The sequence below is a fragment of the Pseudomonas sp. LBUM1648 genome (assembly GCF_059716145.1).
In genome coordinates this window covers 2,171,575-2,191,542 of sequence record NZ_CP166808.1, presented here as the reverse complement: position 1 = coordinate 2,191,542, position 19,968 = coordinate 2,171,575, and the positions used below count along the sequence as shown (strand labels likewise).

Here is a 19,968-nt window from a genome sequence, read left to right as displayed (position 1 = left end):
AGTCAACTTCGGGCCCGGATTAAAGGCAGCGCACGGGTTTGGCGATGTTGGTCACGACGTCTTCCTCAGGCAGTGCGGCCAGGGCACAACGATTGACGTCGTCCCACACCGCGACCAACTCAGCCTGCGTTTTGACGCCCAGCAGATAAGTCACCCCGGCTTCACCGACGATGCCTACTTCCTTGTTTGTGTGTTTGTCCTGCACCGACGCGCCGAAAGGCACCGGTTTGCCATCCGCTCGGGTTAACGTCACGTAGGCGTTACGCCCACGGGCAGTGGAAAAATTGACATAGCCGATAGCACCCTCGGTGAGCGCCAGACGCTGCACCGGGTTGGAAACTTCGGTGTTGAGCGGCAACTTTTCCATATTGATCCGCGCTTCATAGGCCTGGAACGATGGCAAACCGTCCATCACCGCGTAGCCGGCCTGGTTGGAGCGGGTCTGACCACTGAACGCCACGTCCGGCACACCCTCGGTCGACACCAGCAACCGGGTATCGCCATTCGAACCGTTGCCATGGGCCGACACGCCATAGCGGGTGGCGACCAGCGAACTGTCGAACTCGCCGGTCAGCGAACGGTAGGTGCTGCCATCGGTGGTAGCAGAAGCGTTGGCGCGATAGGTGGATGCTCGTTTGCCGACATAAGCGTTGACGTAGCGGTTGTCACCGATCCCGCCATACACCTGATAATTCAGGCCATCGCCGTCGTCATGGCTATAACCGACGTTGCCCGACGACGCTCCGGTCCCCGAGCGCTGCATATTGCTCGACAGCATCGAGTTACCGCCCAGCGGAATGGAAATCCCAAGATAGATCTGCGAATCGTTCTGCCGCGTATTGCGGGTTTGATAGGCCGACAGGTTGGCGTTGATGTTCTTGACGTTACCGACGGAAAAACTGCGCGCCAGAGACAGGCCGAAACGCTCGGAAGGCGCCGCATCCCAATAGGTGGAATGGTCGTAGGAGACACTCGTCGACAGCCAGGAAAAATGCTTGGCCAGCGTCACCGAATAACGCTGCTTGCCCGAGTTCAGCGAATAGGAATCAGGGTCGCCGACAAACTGCGAGAAGTTGGTAAACGTCTTGTCGGAAAAGCGGTAGCCGAGGAACCGCAGGTCTGTGCCAATGTCATCGAAACGCTTGGAGTAGTTGATGCGGTACGAATTACCCACCACCGTTTCGCCACTCCAGCGCAGCTTGGCCCGCGACGTGGTGACGTCTGCCGACAAGGCGCCGAACACCCCGAGATCCTTACCGACGCCGATGGCATCCGACAGGTAATCCGAAGCGGCAAGCACGCCGCCATACACCGTCCAGTCCCGTGGCAAACCGTAGGCAATCTCTGATGCAATAAACCTTGGTTCGGTGCCGCCGGCGCCGTTGAGTCGCGGCTGCCCGGCCGAGACCTTGTAGCGCAACTCGCCCTCGCGGGACAGAAACGGTACCGCCGCAGTGGTGACCGTGAAGGTCTGCTCGGTGCCGTCCTCTTCGCGCACGGTGACGTCCAGCGTGCCTTGGGCGCTGCTGTTCAAATCCTGAATACTGAATGCGCCGGGAGTCACCGTGGTCGAGTACAACACCCGACCCTGCTGCGACACGGTCACGGTCGCGTTGGTCCGCGCCAAACCACTGATCAACGGCGCATAACCGCGCAAACTGGGCGGCAGCATGCGGTCGTCACTGCTCAGCGTGGCACCACGCAGCGCAAACGTATCGAACACATCGGAGTTCAAATAGTCTTCGCCTACCGACAGTTTCGAGCGAATGGCCGGCAAGGCGCGATAGGCATAGAGACGGTTCAACTGGAACGCTTTGCTATTGATGTCGCCGCTCTGGTTACCGGACTCTTGCCGGGCCTGGTAATCGGCACGAATCCGCCAGGCGTCAATGTTCAACCCGGCGGTGCCGTAACTTTGCAACGAACGGGAGTCTCCGGACGCCGTGGACTGGCGGCTGTTGGCGATCACCCGGTAATCGAGCAATGCACCGTCCAGCCCCTCGCTCCAGGCAGCCGGGGGAATGTAATTGGGATCGTCATATTCAAACGTCGCCTGCGGCAGACTGATCGAGAGCCGGCCCAGACTTTTGATGTACTTGATGCTGGCGTTGTCGATCCCGCGCAAATCAACGCACTGGCCGCCAGCTAATCTTGGCAGGCCCTTCAAGACGTCCGGTTTCAAACCGAACATCGCCACCAGTTCTTCCGGCAGGCAGGCGTAACTTTCCTGCGGATCGTCAGCACTTTTGAATTCAATGGAACGGTTACCGAAGTAACGCTGATTGACCGTGATATCCAGCAAGTAACTGCCGGGCACGGTGTATTGGGCATGGGTAAACTGTCCGAGGCTGATATTGTCTTTACGATCAATATTCAGAAACTCCGAATTGAACTCCACAGCATTGGAATAACGCGCAGAGGTGATCAATACGCAAGACACAAAAAGTGTGCGGCAGTACACGGGCAATACCCTTTAAACAGTGCTCTGACGGATAAGAAAAAAGGGGCTATCGCCCCTTTTTCTTAAAACAATCGATACGGGCGTATCAGTTGTAGGCAACGGTGAAGTTGGCAACGCTGTCCGCTTCACCGGTAGTAACGGAAGCAGCGGTGGCTTCGTACATCGCCGCGAAGGTCACGGTGTTGTTGCCGTCTTGCAGAACGACCGGCGCGACCTGCTCCTTGCCGTTATCGAGCATTTCACCAGCGCTGGCCTGCAGGCGGATGCCGACGTTCTGGGCCAGGCCAGTCGTGGCGAACAGTGCCGGAACCGATGGATCCTGCACGCCGCTGAAGGTGAAGCGGGCGTTCTTCTGGGTGGTGTTGTCGCAGTCGGTCAGGACGATGTCGAACTTGACCGGGTCGGAGCGATCACCCGTAGCCTTGAAACGGTTCGACGGCACCTGACCCAGCGAAACAGTTTGATCAAGGGAGTTGGCGTCGATACCGCACGCGCCGGAAACGATTTCACCGATAAAGCGCACGGTGCCTGGGTTGCCGGTTGCTGGCGCAGCATTGGCGAAAGAAGCAAGGCTCATGGCAACAGCAGCGGTAGTCACAGCGAAAAACTTATTCATCGTAGGCATCTCTAGGGATAGTTATTTATCAGGCCCAGCGGCCTGGCTTCCCAAACAACTCACGAGCGGCAACCTGGTTTATCGCTGTAACAAATAAACCATGGCTTATTCCGACAACTGAAGCCCCCCATACTTTTGGCCATCGCCGCCGGTATTTTCCTGGCCCAACAGTTGTGAAAAAAGTGATGCCTCACTGATTATTCAGGACGCCGGGCATCTCTGCTCCGGGGAAAATAATGAGTGATGCCCCTTAGTGAAAATGTAAGTTCTTTCTCTCCGACATGTAGGACATTTCTCAGCGCTAATCGGTGGTACTCGGACTCCAGAACGCCTGCACCACCAGCGATGAAGTCGAGATCCGCGCTACCAGAGCATCCAGTTCATCCCCATCGACCGAGGTGGTCGCCAGCGTCGCCTCGATTTCAATTTCATCGGCACCGAAGGCATGCACGTCGACATCGCTGGCCGGGTAATTACTGCGTTCCAGTTCCGCTTCGAGCAAGGCGAACACGGCTTTCTGCTGCGAGCGCCGGGCGATGACATAGACGATGTTGGTGACTTCCGCCGAGACCACGTCCAGCGGCTGACGGTTGATGTTGTTGACGATAGGCCGCAGCAAGGTGTTGGCGGCGAGGATGAACAGTGTGCCGAGCACTGCTTCGGCGAGCAGGTCCGCACCCGCGCAGGCGCCGACTGCTGCCGAGGTCCACAGGGTTGCGGCAGTGTTGAGGCCGCGCACGTTGCCTTCTTCGCGCATGATCACGCCGGCACCGAGAAAACCGATGCCGGAGACCACATAGGCAACCACCCGCACCGCGCCTTCAGCGCCAGCGAGACGGTTGGCCATGTCGACGAAAATCGCCGCGCCGACCGCCACCAGCACATTGGTGCGCAGGCCGGCAGTGCGTTGCCGATACTGGCGTTCGAAGCCGATCAGACCGCCGAGGATGAACGCGGCGCTGAGGCTGATCAGGGTGTCGAGCAGCGAAGTGAGGTTGAGGTTGTTGATGGCTTGCATAGTCTTGTCCTTGAAAACATACCAATCCCCTGTGGGAGCGAGCCTGCTCGCGAAAGCGGTATGTCAGCCAACATAAATGCAACTGACACGACGCCTTCGCGAGCAGGCTCGCTCCCACACGGGGAAAAGCGTTGTAATGCTGTTATTGCCAGCCGAACCGGCGGATGTAGAAACCTTTAACCGCTTGGGTCAACGCCATGTACGCCAGCAGAATCACCGGCAGGAACACGAAGTACAGCGATGGCAGCGCCTGCAATTTGAAGTAGTGCGCCAGCGGCCCCATCGGCAGGAAGATGCCGACCGCCATGATGATCCCGGTCATTACCAGCAGCGGCAGGGCTGCGCGGCTTTGCAGGAACGGAATCTTCGGCGTGCGGATCATGTGCACGATCAGCGTCTGGGTCAGCAACCCCACCACGAACCAGCCCGACTGGAACAGCGTCTGGTGATCCGGGGTGTTGGCATCAAACACGTACCACATCAAAGCGAACGTGGTGATGTCGAAGATCGAACTGATCGGGCCGAAGAACAGCATGAAGCGCCCAACGTCGCCCGGCTGCCAGCGCTGCGGCTTTTTCAGCATCTCTTCATCGACGTTGTCGAACGGGATGGCGATCTGCGAAATGTCGTAGAGCAGGTTCTGCACCAACAGATGCATGGGCAGCATCGGCAGGAACGGAATAAATGCACTGGCAACCAGCACCGAGAACACGTTGCCGAAGTTGGAACTGGCGGTCATCTTGATGTACTTGAGCATGTTGGCGAAGGTGCGCCGCCCTTCGAGCACGCCCTCCTCCAGCACCATCAGGCTCTTTTCCAGAAGGATGATGTCTGCCGCTTCCTTGGCGATGTCCACCGCGCTATCCACCGAGATACCGATGTCGGCCGTGCGCAGCGCCGGCGCATCGTTGATGCCGTCGCCCATGAAACCGACCACATGACCGTTGCCCTTGAGGATGCGCACGATGCGTTCCTTGTGCGATGGCGTCAGTTTGGCGAAGACGTTGGTTTTCTCTACCGCCTCGGCCAGTTCGGCATCGCTCATGCGCTCGATATCGTTGCCCAGTAACAAGCCCTGTTGCGCGAGGCCGACTTCGCGGCAGATTTTCGCGGTCACCAATTCGTTGTCACCGGTCAGCACCTTCACGGCTACGCCATGCTCGGCCAAGGCCTTGAGCGCCGGCGCGGTGCTTTCTTTCGGTGGATCAAGGAATGCCACGTAACCAATCAGCGTCAGATCCTGTTCATCGGCCAGGCTATAGACGTCGCGACCTTCAGGCATCGAGCGGGCCGCCACCGCCACTACGCGCAAGCCTTCAGCGTTGAATGCTGCGGTGACCTGACGAATCCGGGTCAGCAATTCATCGCTCAAGGCTTCATCGACGTCGCCGTGACGCACGCGGCTGCACACTGCCAGCACTTCTTCCACCGCGCCTTTGCAGATCAGTTGATGCGGCTGACCGCGCCCCTCGACAACCACCGACATACGGCGACGGTTGAAGTCGAACGGGATCTCATCGACCTTGCGAAACGCGGTGCCGACTTTCAGTTCACGGTGAACTTCCACGTGTTCCAGTACGGCCACGTCGAGCAGGTTTTTCAGGCCGGTCTGGTAGTAGCTGTTGAGGTAGGCCATTTCCAGCACATCGTCGGAGTCTTCGCCCCAGACGTCGACATTGCGCGCGAGGAAAATCTTGTCCTGGGTCAGGGTGCCGGTCTTGTCGGTGCACAGCACGTCCATGGCGCCGAAGTTCTGAATAGCATCGAGGCGTTTGACGATGACTTTCTTGCGCGACAGAAACACCGCGCCTTTGGCCAACGTCGAGGTGACGATCATTGGCAGCATTTCCGGGGTCAGCCCGACCGCAATCGACAGCGCGAACAGCAGCGCTTCGGTCCAGTCACCCTTGGTGAAACCGTTGATGAACAGCACCAGCGGCGCCATGACGAACATGAAACGGATCAACAGCCAGCTGACTTTGTTGACGCCCAGCTGGAACGACGTGACCGCACGATCAGTCGCGCCGACACGTTGCGCCAGGGCACCGAAGTAGGTGCTGTTGCCGGTGGTGAGAACCACTGCCACCGCCGTGCCGGACACCACGTTGGTACCCATGAACAGGATATTTTCCAGCTCCAGCGGATTGCGTGTGTCGCGATCAGCCTGACGCGGGAACTTCTCCACCGGCATCGATTCGCCAGTCATTGCCGCCTGACTGACGAACAGGTCTTTGGCGCTGAGCACCCGGCAATCGGCGGGAATCATGTCGCCGGCCGACAGCACGATCAGATCGCCCGGCACCAATTGCTTGATCGGCAACTCGGCGCGCGGTGCGTCACGGCGCATCACCGTGGCGGTGTTGCTGACCATGGCCTTGAGTGCGTCGGCGGCCTGGTTGGATTTGCTTTCCTGCCAAAAGCGCAGCAGCGTCGACAGCACCACCATGGAGAAAATCACCACGGCGGCTTTGAGGTCTTCGGTCAGCCACGAGATGACCGCCAGCAAGGTCAGCAGCAGGTTGAACGGGTTTTTGTAGCAGTGCCACAGGTGTGTCCACCACGGCAGCGGCTGCTCGTGCTCGACTTCATTGAGGCCGTACTGCGCACGCAGGGCATCGACTTCAAAATCAGTCAGGCCTTCGGCGTGGGTCCCCATTGAAGACAGCAACACAGCGCTGTCGCCATGCGCAGCATCGACCAGCGTGTTGGCCAGAGTGGGCGGGACTTCACGGCTGACCGTGGTGTCGTTGATGGTTTCCAGCAACGCCAGGCGACGGAAGTGCCGGGCGAAGTGGCGGGTCCGCAGAAAGCCTGCGAAAAATTCCTTGAGCGTAAGTTTCATGGCTGTTGCCCCTGTGGTCAGCCGGGAAACCGTCAAGCAGGTACGACCGCGCCTCGTCCGCCGGGTAAACCGGCACGGCAAGGTTTGGCGCGCCGGTCAGAAAAGACAGGCGTGTCGATAGGGCTGCGATGGCGACTTTAAAAAGTCGGAATCACGCTCTTTCAGTGTCGATGAGAAGGACGTCGAGACACGACCAAGGACTGGCCATGCACGGGATGCCGCTGCTCGCTATTACGGCGAGACAACGGCACAAAGGAGGCGCGTTATCTTGCCGAGAATCTGCCGGTTACCGAGACCGGCCGACAACTGTCACTCGAACAAGTACCCACTGTGGGTCTCCGCTATTGATGAAAACGCGCGAAGCTTACGCCTCGATGTCTGGAGAGTAAACCGGCAAAAGGAGGTGTGTCGGGGAATGTGGGGGGCGTTCAGGAAGGGTTCAGGATGATCGTTCCCACGCTCTGCGTGGGAATGCAGCCTGGGACGCTCCGCGTCCCTTCCAGAAGCCGAACGCGGAGCGTCCGTTGAGGCATTCCCACGCAGAGCGTGGGAACGATCTGGTTCAGACGCAGCAGATTCAGCTCGCAGTCGCCAACAACAGATCCGCCATAGAACGGCTGTGCCCACGGTTCTTGCCATGCTCATACAGCGAGCCGGCAATTTCATCGGCACGGATTGGCAACACCGACAACAACGTGTCGCTCAAACCGTGGCTGGCCTGACAGAAGCCCTGCATGTAGATGCCGGCCTTGCAGCGTTCGTCGGTGAGCACTTTGTAGTTGCGATCAACCTCGAAGCCGCCCAGGTATTCTTCCAGCGGCGCGAGCAGTTTGCGGTGCATCTGCCGCTCGTAGCCGGTGGCCAGCACCACGGCGTCGTACAGGCGCACGGTGACTTCGCCAGTGGCGTTGTTGCGCACGGCCAGTTCGATACCGTTTTCAGTAGCGGTGGCGCTCTCGACGGTGGTCAAAGTGCGGAACGCATGACGGGCAATCCCGGAGACTTTCTGGCGGTAGAAGATGCCGTAGATGCGTTCGATCAGGTCGATGTCCACCACTGAATAGTTGGTGTTGTGGTACTCGTTGACCAGACGTTCACGCTCGGCGCTGTTCTGCTGGAACACCAGATCGGTGAACTCAGGCGAGAACACTTCGTTGACGAACGGGCTGTCGTCCGCAGGCTTGAGGGCCGAGCCACGCAAAATCATGTCGACTTGCACCGAAGGGAACGAATCGTTCAGATCGATAAAGGCCTCCGCCGCGCTCTGCCCGCCGCCGATGATCGCGATGCTCATCGGCTGATTGTTCACGCAAGGCTGCTTGGCCATCTGCGACAGGTATTGCGAGTGGTGGAACACGCGTGAGTTGCCTTTCAACGCCTTGAACGCCTCGGGAATTCGCGGTGTGCCACCGGCACTCACTACCACCGAACGGGTTGTGCGCACATGTTGCAGCCCCTGGCTGTCGCGGGAAATCACTCGTAGCGCTTCAACCTGATGGTTGTGCAGTACCGGCTCGATGGTCAGCACTTCTTCACCATAACGGCTCTGCCCGGTGAACTGCCCGGCGACCCAGCGCAGGTAGTCGTTGTACTCCATGCGGCACGGGTAGAAGGTGCCGAGGTTGATGAAATCGACCAGACGACCGTGGTACTTGAGGTAATTGACGAACGAGTAAGGGCTGGTCGGATTGCGCAGGGTCACCAGATCCTTCAGGAAGGAAATCTGCAATTCGCTCTGGGTCGACAGGGTATTACCGTGCCAGCTGTAGTCGGCCTGCTTGTCGAGGAACAGTACATCCAGTTCGCCGTGCGTCGGGCCGCGCTCTTGCAGAGCGATGGCCAGTGCCAGGTTCGAAGGGCCGAAACCGACGCCGATCAGGTCGTGAACGATGGGCGATGCAATTGCCTGTGTCATTTCCAGTGTCCTCTGGATGAACCCCTCAACAAGGGGAAGGAGAGCCTAAGTGACCTGACCGGCCTTGAGCAGGACAGCAGGTCGTCTGTTGAGTAGGAACGAGGACAGTGAAATAAAATTTACCGGCGATGGCTCAATGGGCATCCCATTGCTTGATCCGCAGACGGCAATGTTTCATGGCATTGACGATATGCTTTTCCACCAGAGCCTTGGAAATGCCGAGCTGTTCAGCAATTTCCGGATGCGACAGGCCGTCGATCTTGCGCAGCAGAAAACTTTCACGGCAGGCGGATGACAGTTCGGCCAGGGCACGCTGGAGCATTTCCAGGCGCTGGCCGTGATCGAGGGTGCCGTGGGGGGACGGCGTGAAATAGCGCTCTTCATTGTCGAGCACTTCCAGCGGTTCGACCTGGCGCAGAGCATTGCGCCGATGATCGTCGATGACCAGATTCAACGCCGTGCGATAAAGAAACGCCCGGGGTTGCTCGATCGGCGTGTCGCTGGAACGTTCCAGCACCCGCAGATAGGCGTCATGCACCACATCCTCGGCAACCTGACGGTTGCCCAGCTTGGCGTTCAGGAAACACACCAGCTCGCGATAGTAGTTTTCCAACATGACTCCCGGCCGCAAAAAGGTGCGGTTTCTGTCCTTGAGCACACTGATCGATGAACACGCGATGAGCGGTAGCAAGATAGTGGCAACGTGAGGTGCGTAATTTATAGTAATTCTCATATAGATTTAAAGTAGCGTTTGTCTTTGCCCGATAAATAGTCCTGCGCTATTGCTGTTACATCGTGTGTCAGCGCTTAAATTCCCCTGCACTTTCCTCGTTTACAGGACAGCTTCCCGTGTCTGTCGTGCCCTGCGACAGCGTTCAGCGCTGCCCGAATCTGTGTGCCAGCCGAACGACGGGCCGATTTCCACTGGCCGGAACCCTGCATGAAACGTCCCCGCCCCGCCCGACGCGCCCTGCTCGCAGTCCTTTGTCTGATCCCCGTTGTCGCTTACGCCGCGTGGCAGATCATGCCGCCGGGCCGGGATAAATTTGCCACCGTGCAAGTCACACGCGGCGATATCGAAAGCAGCGTCACCGCGCTCGGCACCCTGCAACCGCGCCGTTATGTGGACGTGGGCGCACAGGCTTCAGGACAGATTCAGAAGATCCACGTGGAAGTCGGCGACGTGGTCAAGGAAGGCCAGTTGCTGGTGGAGATCGACCCGTCGACGCAGCGGGCCAAGCTCGATGCCGGGCGCTTCTCCGTCGAGAATCTAAAGGCGCAATTGCAGGAACAACGCGCCCAGCATGAACTGGCGCAACAGAAGTACCAGCGCCAGCAGAATCTTGCCGCTGGCGGTGCGACCCGTGAAGAAGACGTGCAAACCGCCCGCGCCGAACTGAAAGCCACGCAGGCCCGCGTCGACATGTTCCAGGCGCAGATTCGTCAGGCCGAAGCCAGCCTGCGCAGCGATCAGGCCGAACTCGGCTACACCCGGATCTATGCGCCGATGGCCGGCACCGTGGTCGCCCTCGATGCCCGCGAAGGCCAGACACTCAACGCCCAGCAACAGACACCGCTGATCCTGCGCATCGCCAAACTCTCACCGATGACGGTGTGGGCCGAGGTGTCGGAAGCCGACATAGGCCACGTCAAACCGGGCATGACCGCTTACTTCACCACCCTCAGCGGCGGTAACCGGCGCTGGAGCAGCACCGTGCGGCAGATCCTGCCGGTGCCGCCCAAACCGCTGGATCAAACCAGCCAGGGCGGCGGCAGCCCGGCCAGCAGCAGTAAAAGCGGCAGCGCCCGCGTCGTGCTTTACACCGTGCTGCTCGACGTTGATAACGCCGACAACGCCTTGATGGCCGAAATGACCACCCAAGTGTTTTTCGTCGCCAATCAGGCCAAAGATATCCTGACCGCACCGGTGGCAGCCCTGAATGGCAGCAACAAGGCCGATCGGCAAACGGCTCGAGTGGTCGCCGCCAACGGCAACATCGAATCGCGAGAGGTGCACACCGGCATCAGTGACCGCCTCAAGGTGCAGATTCTCGATGGCCTGAGCGAAGGCGATCACTTGCTGATCGGTCCGGCCGATGGCAGTGGTGGTTGAATGCAGACGCCCCTGATTGACCTGCAGGACATCCGCAAATCCTACGGCGGTGGCGACGCCCCTGAAGTTCACGTCTTGCGTGGCATCAACCTGTCGATCCATGCCGGGGAGTTCGTCGCGATCGTCGGCGCTTCCGGCTCTGGCAAGTCGACGCTGATGAATATTCTCGGCTGCCTCGACCGGCCAACGTCCGGCGAATACCGCTTCGCCGGGGAAAACGTCGCCGGCCTGGACAGCGACGAACTGGCCTGGCTGCGCCGCGAAGCGTTCGGTTTTGTGTTCCAGGGTTATCACCTGATCCCGTCCGGCTCGGCGCAGGAAAACGTCGAGATGCCGGCGATCTACGCCGGCACGCCGGCCGCCGAGCGCCATGCCCGCGCCGCCGCCCTGCTCGACCGTCTAGGCCTGTCTTCGCGCACCGGCAACCGTCCGCACCAGCTCTCCGGCGGCCAGCAACAGCGGGTGTCGATTGCCCGCGCCTTGATGAACGGCGGCCACATCATTCTGGCCGACGAACCTACCGGTGCCCTCGACAGCCACAGCGGCAAAGAGGTCATGGCGCTGCTCGATGAGCTGGCGAGCCAGGGCCATGTGGTAATTCTCATTACCCACGACCGCGAAGTGGCGGCCCGGGCCAAGCGCATCATCGAAATACGCGACGGCCTGATCATCAGCGACAGCGCCAAGGACAATCCCGAGGCGCAAACCACGGCCAACCCCGGCGCCTTGCAAGCGGTGGATCTGCGCAAGCGTCTGGCCGAGGGCGCCGAGGCCACCGGCGCCTGGAAAGGCGAGCTGGTGGACGCCTTGCACGCGGCGTGGCGGGTGATGTGGATCAATCGCTTCCGCACTGCCCTGACCCTGCTCGGGATCATCATCGGCGTGGCGTCGGTGGTGGTGATGCTCGCTGTCGGCGAAGGCAGCAAGCGCCAGGTCATGGCGCAGATGGGCGCGTTCGGCTCGAACATCATTTACCTCAGCGGTTCGGCGCCCAACCCGCGCACGCCGCCGGGCATCATCACTCTGGACGATGTCCGTGCCCTGGCGAGCCTGCCGCAAGTGCAGCGGATCATGCCGGTCAACGGCGCCGAGGCCGGGGTGCGCTACGGCAATATCGACCACATGAGTTATGTCGGCGGTAACGACACAAACTTCCCGGCGATCTTCAACTGGCCGGTGGTGCAGGGCAGTTATTTCACCGACGCCGATGAGCAGAATGCCGCAGCCGTTGCGGTGATCGGCCACAAGGTCCGCAGCAAATTGCTCAAGGATGTGATCAACCCGATCGGCCATTACATCCTGATCGAGAACGTGCCATTTCAGGTGGTCGGCGTACTGGCGGAAAAAGGCGCCAGCTCCGGCGACTCCGACAGCGATGACCGTATCGCCGTGCCCTACTCGGCAGCCAGCGTGCGTCTGTTCGGCACCCGCGATCCGGAATACGTGGCCATCGCCGCCGCCGACGCACGCAAGGTCAAGGAAGCCGAACAGGCCATCGAACAACTGATGCTGCGCCTGCACAACGGCAAAAAGGATTTCGAACTGACCAACAACGCCGCGATGATCCAGGCCGAGGCGCGCACGCAAAACACCCTGTCGCTGATGCTCGGTTCGATTGCCGCGATCTCGCTGCTGGTGGGCGGTATCGGCGTGATGAATATCATGCTCATGACCGTGCGCGAACGCACCCGTGAGATCGGTATCCGCATGGCCACAGGTGCGCGACAACGGGACATCCTGCGCCAGTTCCTCACCGAGGCCGTGATGCTCTCGGTGGTCGGCGGCATTGCCGGGATCGCGTTGGCGCTGATCGTCGGCGGCGTGCTGGTGCTTAGTGAAGTCGCCGTGGCGTTTTCCCTGACGGCCGTGCTCGGCGCCTTCGGTTGCGCCTTGGTCACCGGTGTTCTCTTCGGCTTCATGCCGGCCCGCAAAGCTGCCCGGCTCGACCCGGTCACGGCCCTTACCAGTGAATGATCGATCTATGAAACCGTGCCTTAGCCTGTTGACCGTCTGCCTGTTGCTCAGTGCCTGCGCTAATCCCGTCCAGCGTCCGGACAGCGGCTTGCAGCCGCCCGCCGCGTGGCAATCGCCGCAAACCGCCAGCGCCGCCCGCAACAATGCACAGTGGTGGACGCAGTTCGGCAGCCCGGAACTCGACAGCCTGATCGAACAGGCGCGAGCCGGCAGTTTCGACCTCGCGGCCGCTGTTGCCCGGGTGCGTCAGGCGCAGGCCGGCACGGTGATCGCCGGCGGTTCATTGCTGCCGGAGGTCAAAGCCGGATTCAATGCCAACCGGCAAAAACTGCTGCGCGGCACCGGCTACAGCCAACTGGACGCCAACAGCAGCAACAAGGCTGTGGACTACTTCGATACCAATCTGAGTGCCACTTACGAAATCGACTTCTGGGGCGGCAAACGCGCGTCCCGCGACAGTGCGCAATTCACCCTGCAAGCCAGTGAATTCGATCGTGCGACCGTGGAGCTGACACTGCTCAGCGGTGTTGCCAATACCTATGCGCAAACCCTGTCGCTGCGCGAGCAAAGCCGCATTGCCGAACTGAATCTGGCCAACGCCCAAAGCGTGCTGAAGCTGGTGCAGACGCGTTATGAGTCAGGCTCGGCGACGGCATTGGAACTGGCCCAGCAAAAAAGTCTGGTGGCCGCTCAGCAATGGCAATTGCCGCGTGTGCAGCAGCAAGCGCAAGACGCGCTGATCAGCCTGGCTGCGCTACTCGGCCAACCGGTGCAACAACTGTCGCCGAAAGAGCCCTTCGATCACCTGCAATGGCCTGATATCGCTGCCGGCGTACCCAGCGAATTGCTCAGCCACCGCCCGGACATCGCTCGCGCCGAAGCACAACTGTCCGCCGCCGAGGCCGACGTCAAAGTCGCCCGTGCGGCCATGCTGCCGGCGCTGACCCTGACAGCCCAGCTCGGCTCCGGCGCCAACCAGTTCGACGACCTGATTCGCAGCCCCTTCTACAACCTCACCGCCGGGCTAGTCGCGCCGATCTTCAATAACGGGCGCCTCGGCGCTGAACGCGACAAGGCCACGGCGCGCCAGCAAGAACTGCTGGAGAACTATCGTGGCGCGATCATCAACGGCTTCGCCGATGTGGAAAAAGCCCTCAACAGCATTCGGCGCCTTGATGAGCAGCGGTTGTGGCAGAACGAGGAATTGAGCCAGGCGCAGACCGCGTTCAACATCGCCCAGAGCCGCTATCAGGCCGGCGCCGAAGACTTGCTGACGGTGCTGGAAACCCAGCGCACGTTGTATGCGGCGCAAGATCAGAATGCGCAATTGCGACTGTCGCGGGTACAGGCGAGCATCGCGCTGTACAAGGCGCTTGGAGGTGGGTGGCAGGCGCTGTAATTTCGCTGCCTGCCAGACCGCTTTCGCGAGCAGGCTCGCTCCCACATTGAATTGCATTCCTGCTGAAGGAACACGATCAAATGCGCGAGCGTGCCTGCTCGCGAATTAACCATGACACAGCCCTCAAGCCGGGCTGGTTTTAGGCTTCAGATTGCGCGCATACCACGGCCGTTGCGGAACGCGGCGGAACAGACCGGCGAGTTTGTCCTCGTCGGTGATGAAGGTGATGCGCAGCGCCAGCTTCATGGTTTCCGGGTCCATTTCCACGGTTTTGCCCGTCTGCAATCCTGGCGTGGTGCTGCAACCATGGGTGCTCGGCCCCAGCCACGGATCATCGACCTCGACCCACCGCCCCGGTGCGAACCAGTGCACGCCGTTGACCTGCAGGCGCGCGACTTCACCCGGATGGAAACGCTCGTGGGCGCGAAACCAGTCTTCGATCCGGTCATCGATCCAGCCATGGAAGTGCCAGAACGCCGGATTGACGTGGGATGAGAACGGATCGCCGAGGAAGTCGTTTTCGGCGTTGTACCAGCGTGCGGCGAAGTCCGCCGGATCGCGAGCAAACGGCACCGGTTGGCCATTGGATGGATCGCGCGGTACTGACGCCCAGCGCATGTGCAGCCAGTCATGCAGGCCCAGCTCGACTTCCGAACCAAACTGACCCAGCGTGAGTTTGGCCAGATACGCCGGATCACGGTACTGCGACTCCCAGACCTGGAAGTTGCTTTCGTAAGTCTCGGCGGTCTTGATGTCGCTGACCCACTGACTGAACTCGTCGTCACCTGCGGCCGTCCACGTCGGCGGCAAAGCCGTGCCATCGTGATTATCGAAATACCGGGCGAAACCGATGCGGTCGCGGATCAACTCCGGTTGCGGCAGCGGGAAGTATTCCCAGGACGGTAGATCCTGCATCGATCGCGCCGTCCCGAGCATGTGTCGGTGCATGAAGAAAAAGTCCACGCCCGAACCGTTGCGATCCTTGCGCGGGCCACGGGCATCACGCTCCTTGTCGCGCGGGCCGGGCTGCCAGCCAATGCCGCGCAGCGCCTCGCGCTTGTCCTCGGGAAGCTTGTGCCACTTGTCCCGGGTCGCATGCCACAACTGGTGGAACAGGCGATGCTCGGGAGAGATCAGCCATGCCAGCAGCGTCGCGTTCAACGGTGTGCGCTCGCGCGCTTCGGGAAACAGGCGTTTGACGGCCACAAAGCGGTTGTCCTGCGCCGGCAGGCTCAACGGCCGGTCAAGTTGCAGCGCTTTGCCGCTGAGGGTGCCGCTGCCGGCATTACCGAAATCGGCCCAGACCTCATCTAGGATCATTTCCAGTTCGTAACCAATCTGGCCATCAGCGCCGATCAGCCGCCAGCTGAGTTTCGCCGCATCGGCCCCGGCGAGATCGCCAATAATTCGGTAACGAGGTGTCTCGCCAGAGCGCAGACGTTCTGGCGTGTCGAGAAAACCGCAGACACCACGACCCTTCTGGCCGATGTCGAGAAACACTTGCAGGCCCTCAAGCGGTAGACCTTCGAGGCCGGCATCAGAACCTTCGAAACGGATATCCCAAACCCCGCGCAACGCATTCGCCAGGCGTTGCCCGGCCCTGTCGGCGACGTCGAATGACGCTTCACCCGGCGTGATCGTCGGGTCCGGCTTCGTCCATTCACGATGCCAAAAATAAGCCGCAGGCACGGCAGCGCCCGTCAGCGCCAGGCCCGCCATGAACCATCGTCGAGAAATCTTCATTGCCCTACCTGTGTCAGCCATGAAGCAGGCTTTATCCAAGCTAGAACGTTTGTTGCGCCGGCAAATTTAAGCCGCCGCTTTTGCTTGAGGCGCGCCCGCCTAAATTTCCCTGCCGACTAATCGTTCTTCCCAGATAGCAAAGGCCCCCGCGCCTGCACCTCGATGGCGAACCTGACAGAGATGGCAATGACAAAACCACGTTCGAAAAAGGCTCTATTCATCGGCCTGCCACTGGCCCTGGCAATCAGTGCCGGCGCAGGCTTTGCCGCTTGGCAACACTGGTTCAAGGACGACCTCGGCTACCCGGTCAAAGTCATGAAACAGGCCGATGAACTGCACGAACGCATGCTCTCCTTCGACAGCCATGTCAGCCTGACGCAAAACTTCGGCACCGACGGCCACGAAGCCGACAAGGACGGCGACGGCCAGTTCGATCTGGCCAAGGCCAGCCGTGGACGCCTGTCGGGCGCCGCACTGACCATCTTCGGCTGGCCGGAAATGTGGAACGGCCCGAACGCCCCGCACAAACCAACGCCCGGTTTCGTCGACGAGGCGCGCAACCAGCAGGAAATCCGCTTCAAGATCATCTCCGGCATGGTCCGCGACTATCCCAATCAGGTCGCCATCGCCTATACCGCGGACGACTTCCGACGCCTGCACGGCGAAGGCAAATTCGCGATTTTCATCAGCATGCTCAACGCCTATCCACTGGGTCACGACCTGAACCTGCTGGACATGTGGACGGCGCGTGGCATGCGCATGTTCGGCTTCAGCTACATCGGCAACAACGACTGGGCGGACTCGTCGCGTCCGCTGCCGTTCCTCAATGATTCGCCGGATGCCCTCGACGGTCTCTCGGATCTGGGCAAGCAAGCGGTCAAGCGCCTTAACGATCTGGGCGTGATCATCGACGTGTCGCAAATGTCGACCAAGGCCCTCGAGCAGGTCGCGCTACTGAGCCGCACACCGCTGGTGGCTTCGCATTCGGCGCCGCGCGCGATGGTCGACATCCCGCGCAACCTCAGCGACAAGGAAATGCAGCTGATCAAGAACAGCGGCGGCGTCGTACAGATCGTCGCGTTCTCGCAGTACCTGCGTCCGCTGACCCAGGAAACCCAGAACAAGCTCAACGAAATGCGCAAGGAGTTCGACCTGCCGCCACTGCCGAACCTGGCCATGGCACTGATGCCCGGCGACCCGATCATTGCCGCCTGGTCCGAACAGAAGTTCGGCCAGTACGCCGGCCGTCTCTACGGCATCCTCGAAGAAGAGCCGAAAGCCAGCCTCAAGGATTTGGGCGACGCCATCGATTACGCGGTGCGCAAGATCGGCATCGACCATGTCGGCATCAGTTCCGACTTCAACGAAGGCGGCGGCGTCAAAGGCTTCGAGAACGTCGGCGAAATCCGCAACGTCACCGCCGAATTGATCTCGCGCGGCTATTCCGAAGCCGACATTGCCAAGCTGTGGGGCGGCAACTTCCTGCGCGTTTGGGATCAGGTCGAGAAAGCGGCGAAACCTTCGCTGGCCGCTGCGCAGGGAACCGCCAAGCCATGAGCAATCGTCGTGACTTCTTGAAGCAGGCCGGGCTTCTGGCGGCGGCGCTGCCGCTGGGTGCGGGTCTGCCGAATCTCGCCAGCGCCTCAGCCGTAGCGCCGCAGCCGCGCAACAAGTGGGCACAGTTGCAGCAACTGTTCGATCAGGATCCGGACTACCTGCACTTCTCCAATTTTTTGGTCACCTCGCACCCCAAACCCGTGCGCGACGCCATCGAAATACACCGCGCCGCCCTCGACAAGAACCCCGGCCTGGCGATGGACTGGGATCTGGGCGTGATCGAACAGCGCGAGGAAAACGTGCGGGTCTGGGCCGGTCGCTACTTGCAGGCCAATGCCAAGCAGATCGCCCTGACCGGCAGCACCACTGAGGGGCTGGCGACGATTTATGGCGGTGTGCAGGTGCGCGCCGATCAGGAAATTCTCACCACCGTCCACGAGCATTACGCCACTCACACCATCCTCGCCTTGCGCACCGAACGCGACGGCACGCGGGTGCGCAAAATCCCTTTGTTCAAGAATGTGTACAGCGCCAGCAAAGCTGAAATCCTGGCCGCCATCGACAGCGCCATTCGCCCCGAAACCCGCGTGCTGGGGATGTGCTGGGTGCATTCGGGCAGCGGCCTGAAATTGCCCATCGGCGAAATCGGCGCCATCGTCGACAAGCACAACCGTGGCCGCAGCGATGCCGACCGAATCATCTACGTCGTCGATGGCGTGCACGGTTTCGGCGTCGACGACCTCAGTTTTGCGCAGATGAACTGCGACTTCTTCATCGCCGGCACCCATAAATGGATGTTCGGCCCGCGCGGCACCGGCATCGTTTGCAGTCGCTTCGAAGAGGTCAGATATGTCACCCCGATCATTCCGACGTTCTCTGAAGCAACGGCGTTTTCCACCACCATGACGCCCGGCGGCTACCACTCGTTCGAGCACCGTTGGGCGCTCGACGAAGCCTTCAAATTGCACCTGCAACTGGGCAAGGCCGAAGTTGAAGCGCGCATTCACGCCCTCAACAGCTACCTGAAAAAACACCTGCAACAGCGCCCACAGATCGAACTCGTCACGCCACTGAGCCCTGAACTGTCCGCCGGATTTACCTTCTTCCGGGTCAAGGGCAAGGACAGCGACAAGATTGCTGCGTACCTGATGGCCAACCGCGTGGTGGCCGATGCGGTCAACCGCGACGTGGGTCCGGTCATCCGCACCGCACCGGGGTTGCTTAACGACGAAGAACAGATCGATCGATTGCTGGCCGTGCTCGACCCAGCCCTTTGAGCCCGCGCGATCCCTTTTTCCTTTTTAGTGAGACTCGCAATGAACCGTGAACTGCGTCGATTTTCCATGAAGGCCCTGCCAGCATTGATGCTGACGGCGCTAGCCTCAGGCCTGCTGCCAGGCGCCGCCTTCGCCGCCACCCCACCTGCGCCCGGCAAGGTATTCAAGGACTGCAAGGACTGCCCGGAAATGGTCGTACTGCCCACCGGCACTTTCACCATGGGCACCCCGGATGACGAAGTCGGCCGCGAGCCTGACGAAGGCCCGATGCACCCGGTGACGTTTGCCAAACCGTTGGCGATCAGCCGCTTTCAGGTGCTGCGTGGCGAGTGGGATGCGTACCTCAAGGACACCGGCTACAAGATGCCCGACGGCGACACTCGCCCCGGCCGCGCCTGCAAGGCAGGCATCCCTGATTATCAGGGCAGTGACCCGCGCAAGCAGTACACCGACAAACATCCTGCGGTGTGCATGGACTTCCCTGAAGTCGAGGCCTACGTGGCGTGGCTGTCGAAAAAGACCGGCCAGCAATATCGGCTGGTCAGCGAATCCCTGCGTGAATACGCCGCCCGTGGTGGCAGCACCGGCCCGTTCCCCTTCCCGTTCGACGAAGGCAAGGAATACAGCATCGCCAAACACGCCAACACCTACGGCGCCGGCGACGGCTACAACTTCACCGCACCGGCCGGCAGCTTCCCGGCCAACGCCTTTGGCGTCTACGACATGCACGGCAACATCTATGAGTGGACGGCCGACTGCTACAACGAAAACTACGTCGGCGCACCGAGCGATGGCAGTGCCTGGTCGAGTGGCAAATGCGAAGTTCGCCGCATCCGTGGCAACGACTGGGGTGAAGCACCGGTGTTCTCTCGCTCGGGCAATCGTAACGCGACGTTCACCGATACCCGCGGCGACTGGATCGGGTTTCGCGTAGCCCGCGATCTGTAAGCCCCTCGCCCGGCTAAATTAGCCGTCCTGCCAGTCGTTTTACAGGTGGGCGCGAACCGTCAAGGCGCGCCACCGCCTTCTACGTCACCCAGGCGAAGTCCGCAG

General features: G+C 60.6%; 13 protein-coding genes. 6 read left to right on the top strand and 7 right to left on the bottom strand.

Going from position 1 to position 19,968, the window contains the following annotated elements; genetic code table 11:
* Window positions 1-19: 19 nt before the first annotated feature.
* From ACA043_RS09945 to ACA043_RS09920, 6 genes are all read right to left on the bottom strand, one after another.
* Window positions 20-2,440: a fimbria/pilus outer membrane usher protein gene (locus tag ACA043_RS09945; protein WP_497659091.1), complete on the bottom strand. Its 2,421-nt coding sequence runs from the start codon at window positions 2,438-2,440 to the stop codon at window positions 20-22.
* 106 nt (window positions 2,441-2,546) lie between these two features.
* The gene (locus tag ACA043_RS09940) at window positions 2,547-3,077 is read right to left on the bottom strand and encodes a fimbrial protein (RefSeq protein WP_497659090.1); all 531 of its coding nucleotides are present in this window, start codon (window positions 3,075-3,077) and stop codon (window positions 2,547-2,549) included.
* A gap of 301 nt (window positions 3,078-3,378) precedes the next feature.
* Entirely contained in the window at window positions 3,379-4,095 is a 717-nt protein-coding gene (locus tag ACA043_RS09935) for an MgtC/SapB family protein (protein ID WP_187676895.1), read from the bottom strand.
* 142 nt (window positions 4,096-4,237) lie between these two features.
* On the bottom strand, window positions 4,238-6,937 hold the full coding sequence (gene mgtA / locus ACA043_RS09930; RefSeq protein WP_497659089.1) for a magnesium-translocating P-type ATPase: 2,700 nt from the start codon (window positions 6,935-6,937) through the stop codon (window positions 4,238-4,240).
* 577 nt (window positions 6,938-7,514) lie between these two features.
* Window positions 7,515-8,852 carry a lysine N(6)-hydroxylase/L-ornithine N(5)-oxygenase family protein gene (locus tag ACA043_RS09925; RefSeq protein ID WP_497617287.1) on the bottom strand — a complete coding sequence of 446 codons (1,338 nt, stop codon included), beginning with the start codon at window positions 8,850-8,852 and terminating at the stop codon, window positions 7,515-7,517.
* 133 nt (window positions 8,853-8,985) lie between these two features.
* Window positions 8,986-9,468, bottom strand: coding sequence for a sigma-70 family RNA polymerase sigma factor (locus ACA043_RS09920; protein WP_489878699.1), 483 nt, complete (start codon window positions 9,466-9,468; stop codon window positions 8,986-8,988).
* 324 nt (window positions 9,469-9,792) lie between these two features.
* Between ACA043_RS09920 and ACA043_RS09915 the strand changes: the two genes are divergently transcribed.
* From ACA043_RS09915 to ACA043_RS09905, 3 genes are read left to right on the top strand one after another with little or no spacing between them, the layout of a single operon-like run.
* A complete protein-coding gene (locus ACA043_RS09915; RefSeq protein ID WP_489878698.1) occupies window positions 9,793-10,965 on the top strand; it encodes an efflux RND transporter periplasmic adaptor subunit in 1,173 nt (390 codons plus the stop codon).
* Complete coding sequence (locus ACA043_RS09910; protein ID WP_497659088.1) at window positions 10,966-12,939, top strand: MacB family efflux pump subunit; 1,974 nt, start codon at window positions 10,966-10,968, stop codon at window positions 12,937-12,939. It abuts the gene before it with no gap.
* Window positions 12,940-12,946: 7 nt separating this feature from the next.
* Entirely contained in the window at window positions 12,947-14,338 is a 1,392-nt protein-coding gene (locus ACA043_RS09905; RefSeq protein ID WP_497659087.1) for an efflux transporter outer membrane subunit, read from the top strand.
* 123 nt (window positions 14,339-14,461) lie between these two features.
* Here ACA043_RS09905 and pvdP read toward each other — a convergent pair whose 3' ends face one another.
* Window positions 14,462-16,081, bottom strand: coding sequence for a pyoverdine maturation tyrosinase PvdP (gene pvdP, locus ACA043_RS09900; protein ID WP_497659086.1), 1,620 nt, complete (start codon window positions 16,079-16,081; stop codon window positions 14,462-14,464).
* 186 nt (window positions 16,082-16,267) lie between these two features.
* Between pvdP and pvdM the strand changes: the two genes are divergently transcribed.
* Genes pvdM through pvdO form a run of 3 tightly spaced genes read left to right on the top strand, consistent with a single transcriptional unit; the run spans window position 16,268 to window position 19,863 of the window.
* Window positions 16,268-17,638 (top strand): pyoverdine-tailoring dipeptidase-like protein PvdM, encoded by a 1,371-nt coding sequence (gene pvdM / locus ACA043_RS09895; protein WP_497659085.1) that lies wholly within the window; start codon window positions 16,268-16,270, stop codon window positions 17,636-17,638.
* Window positions 17,635-18,915, top strand: a complete 1,281-nt coding sequence (gene pvdN, locus ACA043_RS09890) for a pyoverdine-tailoring periplasmic protein PvdN (protein ID WP_497659084.1) — start codon at window positions 17,635-17,637, stop codon at window positions 18,913-18,915. Before pvdM ends, pvdN begins: the two co-directional genes overlap by 4 nt.
* Before the next feature lie 39 nt (window positions 18,916-18,954).
* Window positions 18,955-19,863, top strand: a complete 909-nt coding sequence (gene pvdO / locus ACA043_RS09885; RefSeq protein ID WP_401265581.1) for a dihydropyoverdine dehydrogenase — start codon at window positions 18,955-18,957, stop codon at window positions 19,861-19,863.
* Window positions 19,864-19,968 lie beyond the last annotated feature (105 nt).

Bases quoted from the DNA above. Each gene is read 5' to 3' on its own strand.
- mgtA (WP_497659089.1), bottom strand. From the start codon at position 6,937: ATGAAACTTACGCTCAAGGAATTTTTCGCAGGCTTTCTGCGGACCCGC.
- ACA043_RS09920 (WP_489878699.1), bottom strand. From the start codon at position 9,468: ATGTTGGAAAACTACTATCGCGAGCTGGTGTGTTTCCTGAACGCCAAG.
- ACA043_RS09925 (WP_497617287.1), bottom strand. From the start codon at position 8,852: ATGACACAGGCAATTGCATCGCCCATCGTTCACGACCTGATCGGCGTC.
- pvdN (WP_497659084.1), top strand. From the start codon at position 17,635: ATGAGCAATCGTCGTGACTTCTTGAAGCAGGCCGGGCTTCTGGCGGCG.
- pvdP (WP_497659086.1), bottom strand. From the start codon at position 16,081: ATGAAGATTTCTCGACGATGGTTCATGGCGGGCCTGGCGCTGACGGGC.
- ACA043_RS09910 (WP_497659088.1), top strand. From the start codon at position 10,966: ATGCAGACGCCCCTGATTGACCTGCAGGACATCCGCAAATCCTACGGC.
- pvdM (WP_497659085.1), top strand. From the start codon at position 16,268: ATGACAAAACCACGTTCGAAAAAGGCTCTATTCATCGGCCTGCCACTG.
- ACA043_RS09905 (WP_497659087.1), top strand. From the start codon at position 12,947: ATGAAACCGTGCCTTAGCCTGTTGACCGTCTGCCTGTTGCTCAGTGCC.
- pvdO (WP_401265581.1), top strand. From the start codon at position 18,955: ATGAACCGTGAACTGCGTCGATTTTCCATGAAGGCCCTGCCAGCATTG.
- ACA043_RS09935 (WP_187676895.1), bottom strand. From the start codon at position 4,095: ATGCAAGCCATCAACAACCTCAACCTCACTTCGCTGCTCGACACCCTG.
- ACA043_RS09915 (WP_489878698.1), top strand. From the start codon at position 9,793: ATGAAACGTCCCCGCCCCGCCCGACGCGCCCTGCTCGCAGTCCTTTGT.
- ACA043_RS09940 (WP_497659090.1), bottom strand. From the start codon at position 3,077: ATGAATAAGTTTTTCGCTGTGACTACCGCTGCTGTTGCCATGAGCCTT.